The organism is Embleya sp. NPDC005575 (assembly GCF_040605455.1).
GTDB lineage: Bacteria > Actinomycetota > Actinomycetes > Streptomycetales > Streptomycetaceae > Embleya.
Genome location: NZ_JBEXCV010000304.1, coordinates 1 through 4,149, shown reverse-complemented (window position 1 = coordinate 4,149; position 4,149 = coordinate 1). Strand labels below are relative to the sequence as shown.

The window sequence follows — 4,149 nt, the reverse complement described above, 5'->3', positions numbered from 1 at the left end:
CACGCCGCACCCGGCGCCGGCCGCCGGCCGCCGCGCGGGCGGCGAGGGCGCCGATCGGCGGCTCGTCGAGCAACGCCAACTCCTCGCGCAGGCGCGGCCGGAACTCCTCGTACGGATCCATCGTGCTCTCCTCCCCGCCGCTCGCCCACGCGTGCCGGCACTCGACCCGGCCGGACTCGGCGTCCGCGCCCCGGCCCCCGCTCACCACGTCAGGCACCGTTCGCCCTCGGGCAGCCGGGCACGCAGCCGCTTCAACGCCCGGACGCTGCAGGTACGCACCGCCACCGGCGACATGCCGAGTAAGTCGGCGACCGTGTCCACGCTTTGGTCCTCCCAGTAGCGCAGGACCAGCACGGCCCGGTCGCGCGGCACGAGGTGCAGCAGCGCCGCCATCAGGGTCACCCGCAGTTCCGCGCTCTCGTCGCCCATGGCGGGCACGCGCGCCAACGCCTCCGCGTCCACGCCGGGGACCTCGCCGGAGCTGCGCAGCCGGCGGCGATCCAGGTAGGCGTTCAGGACCACGCGCTTGGCGTACGCGTCCGGGTTTCCGGTGCGCTCGACCCGGCGCCAGGCCACGTACAGCTTCTCCAGCGCGGTCTGGGTGAGGTCCTCGGCCAGATGCCAGTCGCCGCAGATCAGGAACGCGGTGCGGCGCAGCCTGGGGGCAGCCGCCTGGGCGTATTCGGTGAAGCCGTCTCGCCCGCCCAACGCCCGCTCCCTCGTTCGTGTCCCGGGAGCCGTGCGACCCCCCTGGTGACTAGACGGGTCGAGCGAGCGGTCGTGTGACGTGCGATCCGCCGGATCGATTGTGGCGGCGGTCACATGTGGGGCGAGTGTGCGAAGTGACGGCGGCGTCCATGCAGCGGGTGTTGAAGAGGACCAGGGCGTTCAGGACCAGGCCGAGCGCCCCGAGCCGGTCCTCCATGCCGTCCCGGCAAATTCTGGTGGAGCTGCCCGGCCCTGCCGTGGAAGATCTTCCGGGCGAGCGCTCGGGCCGGTCGGTCGCGGCGAAGGTGCCGACCATGGCCCGCGCGAGCGGCTGCGTCTCCAGCCGATCAGCGAACATCGACGCATACAGCTCGACGACCCCGTCGTAGGCCGCCCTGGTCTCATCCTGGTGCCCCACCACGGGAACGAAGCCAACACCCGCCGTTCGCAGCTGTTTTCCCACCCCGTGCCGATTCCCGTGCCCGTCGTCGCGGACGCTCTCGGCTACCACGACAAGACCACCATCCTGCACCGCAGCGAGATCGGTGGGACCTGGAGCCGATACGCCGCCGGCGACCACAGTCTCTCACCAGCCGGCTGGGCTCCTCGGGGAACCGGCGACAGTTGATCAGGCGATCACACCGGTATCAAGCCCCTTTCCCGGGTCGATCCGCCGTCCTCTCGGTCGCCGCATCAAGGGGATGTCCTCGCGGGTCGATGTCGCGTACCGTTGACTGTCGTCACGCTGGCAACAGGATGATGAGGTGTCGGCCATGCAGCTCCGTCCCTCCGCGCACGTCGACACGTTCTCCCGGGATCAGCTGCCGCCGGTCGAGCTGTGGCCCGAGTTGATCTTCGAGCTGTCGGAAGTGCGCTATCCGGACCGGCTCAACTGTGCGGTGGCGCTGCTCGACGACACCATCCTGCGGTACGGGGCGGACCGGCGGTGCCTGCTCACCGCCGACGAGTCCTGGACCTACGGCGACCTGCTCACCCGCGCCAACCAGGTCGCGCACGTCCTGACCGAGGACCTCGGCGTGGTGGCCGGCAACCGGGTCCTGTTGCGCGGCCCCAACAACCCCTGGCTGGTCGCGAGTTGGTTCGGCGCACTGAAGGCCGGCGCGGTCGTGGTGACCACCATGCCGCTGCTGCGCGCCCACGAACTCGACGCCATTCACGAGATCGGCCGACCCACCGCCGCACTGTGCGACCACCGCTTCACCGCCGAACTCGACGCGGCCGAAACGCCCGGCCTGCGCGTACTGACCTACGGCGGCCCAGGCGAGGACACGCTGCCCGCCCGCTGCGCCGCGAAGAGCACCGTGTTCGAGGCGGTGGACACCGCGTGCGACGACGTCGCACTGATCGCGTTCACCTCCGGGACCACCGGTCGGCCCAAGGCCACGATGCACTTCCACCGGGACGTGCTCGCCATCGCAGACACCTTCTCCGCGCACGTCGTCCGCCCCGAGCCCACCGACCTGTTCACCGGCACCCCACCGCTGGGCTTCACCTTCGGCCTCGGCGGGCTGGTGGTGTTCCCGCTGCGCGCGGGCGCGGCCACGCTGCTCCTGGAGCGCGCCACCCCCGAGGAACTCGCCGCCGTCGTCGCCGAGCGGCAGGTCACCGTACTGTTCACCGCGCCGACCGCCTACCGGGCCATCCTCGGCGCCGGACTCGCCGACCTGCTCGCGGGCGTACGGCGCTGCGTGTCCGCCGGCGAGGCGCTGCCGGTCGGCGTGTGGCAGGCGTATCGCGACGCGATCGGGACGCGGATCATCGACGGGATCGGCGCGACCGAAATGCTGCACGTGTTCGTCTCCGCCGCCGACGACGCGATCCGGCCGGGGGCGACCGGGCTGCCGGTGCCCGGCTATCGGGCCGTCGTGCTCGGGCCGGACGGCAAACCGGTCGCGGACGGTACGCCCGGGCAACTCGCGGTCAAGGGCCCGACCGGGTGCCGCTACCTCGACGACTCGCGACAGTTCGACTACGTGCGCGACGGCTGGAACATCACCGGCGACACCTACATCCGCGACGCCGACGGCTACCTCTGGTACCAGGCCCGCAGCGACGACATGATCGTCTCGTCGGGCTACAACATCGCGGGCCCCGAGGTCGAGGCGGTGCTGTGCACCCACCCGGACGTGGCCGAGTGCGGGGTGGTCGGCGCGGCCGACGAACGGCGCGGCATGGTGGTCAAGGCATACGTGGTGCTGCACCCGGGGGTGACCGCGGACGAGGCGACGGCGCGCGCGCTTCAGACGTTCGTGAAGCAGACCATGGCGCCGTACAAGTACCCGCGGCTGGTCGAGTTCGTGCCCGAGTTGCCGCGTACCGACACGGGCAAGCTGCGGCGCGGTGAACTGCGTCGGCGCGCGGCCGAGGGTACGCCGGTAACCGAGGCGTGACCGGCGCCCGGATAGGATCGCCGGCGAACCAGACTCCGCGAGGAAGGCGACCATGGCGGAGACCCCGGCCCGGCCCAGCTCTTTGATCAACACCGTGTACGGCGCGTTCGTGCGTGGTCTCGGCGGGTGGATCTCGATCGCCGACCTGATCGTGTTGATGGGCGAACTCGGCGTGGACGCGCCGGCGGTGCGATCGGCGATCTCGCGGCTGAAGAAGCGCGGCACGCTCACCCAGGAGCGGCGGGACGGCACCGGGTATCGGCTCAGTCCGGCGATGGAGTCGATCTTCGACGAGGGCGATCGGCGGATCTTCGGCAACCTGGAGCCGGCGCGGCTGGAGGACGGCTGGGTGCTGGCGATCTTCTCGGTGCCCGAGTCCGAGCGCGCGCATCGTCACCAGCTGCGTTCGCGCCTGACCTGGTTGGGCTTCGGCAATGTCTCGCCCGGGGTGTGGATCGCGCCGGCCCGGCTGTTGGAGGACGCGCGGCGCACCCTGATTCGGGTCGAACTCGCGGACTACGTACACCTGTTCACCGGAGATGCGGCGTTCGCGCAGTTGGGCTCCGCCGTCGGGGACTGGTGGGACTTCGAGGCGATCGAGGAGCAGTACGCGCTGTTCACCGACGAGTATGGGCCGGCCGCCGCCGAACTCGTGCGGCGGCCGGTGGTGGATACGGTCGATGCGTTTCGCACTTACGTGCCGATGTTGACGCAATGGCGGCGGTTGCCGTATTTGGATCCGGGGTTGCCGGCGGAGTTGTTGCCGGCGGATTGGAATGCGGTGGGGGCTCGGAAGGTGTTTCTTTCCCTGCACTCGCTCCTTGCGGAGGGGGCGAGGGGGCACGTTCGGGAGGTTGCTGGGTTGGCCTCGAGTGCGGGTCGGGCTGAAGGGGTTTTCGGCTGACCTCGGGCGTTGGTTGGGCTGGGTTGGCCTCAAGCGCCGGCCGGGCTGTTTGGCCTCAAGCGCCGGCCGGGCTGTTTGGCCTCAAGCGCCGGCCGGGCTGTTTGGCCTCAAGCGCCGGCCGGGCTG

Annotated in this window: 4 protein-coding genes and 1 pseudogene; 2 read left to right on the top strand and 3 right to left on the bottom strand. The window is 70.9% G+C overall.

The genetic code is table 11. The annotated features are described in order from the left end of the window. The 3 genes and pseudogenes from ABZS54_RS42350 to ABZS54_RS42340 all read right to left on the bottom strand — a co-directional run. Positions 1-205: hypothetical protein (locus tag ABZS54_RS42350; RefSeq protein ID WP_355548619.1), on the bottom strand; the 205-nt coding region annotated here is incomplete at its 3' end. Then, positions 202-708 (bottom strand): SigE family RNA polymerase sigma factor, encoded by a 507-nt coding sequence (locus ABZS54_RS42345; protein ID WP_355548616.1) that lies wholly within the window; start codon positions 706-708, stop codon positions 202-204. The genes ABZS54_RS42345 and ABZS54_RS42350, both read right to left, overlap by 4 nt. A gap of 298 nt (positions 709-1,006) precedes the next feature. Next, positions 1,007-1,129 (bottom strand): annotated as a pseudogene (locus tag ABZS54_RS42340) (SAM-dependent methyltransferase); the annotation flags it as partial. 352 nt (positions 1,130-1,481) lie between these two features. On the opposite strand from ABZS54_RS42340, the gene ABZS54_RS42335 reads away from it, so the two are divergent. Further along, complete coding sequence (locus ABZS54_RS42335; protein ID WP_355548613.1) at positions 1,482-3,119, top strand: AMP-binding protein; 1,638 nt, start codon at positions 1,482-1,484, stop codon at positions 3,117-3,119. Between the two features lie 52 nt (positions 3,120-3,171). Next, entirely contained in the window at positions 3,172-4,023 is an 852-nt protein-coding gene (locus tag ABZS54_RS42330) for a PaaX family transcriptional regulator C-terminal domain-containing protein (protein WP_355548610.1), read from the top strand. Positions 4,024-4,149 lie beyond the last annotated feature (126 nt).

Excerpts from the sequence above, each read along its gene's own strand:
- ABZS54_RS42335 (WP_355548613.1), top strand. The coding sequence starts at position 1,482 with ATGCAGCTCCGTCCCTCCGCGCACGTCGACACGTTCTCCCGGGATCAG.
- ABZS54_RS42330 (WP_355548610.1), top strand. The coding sequence starts at position 3,172 with ATGGCGGAGACCCCGGCCCGGCCCAGCTCTTTGATCAACACCGTGTAC.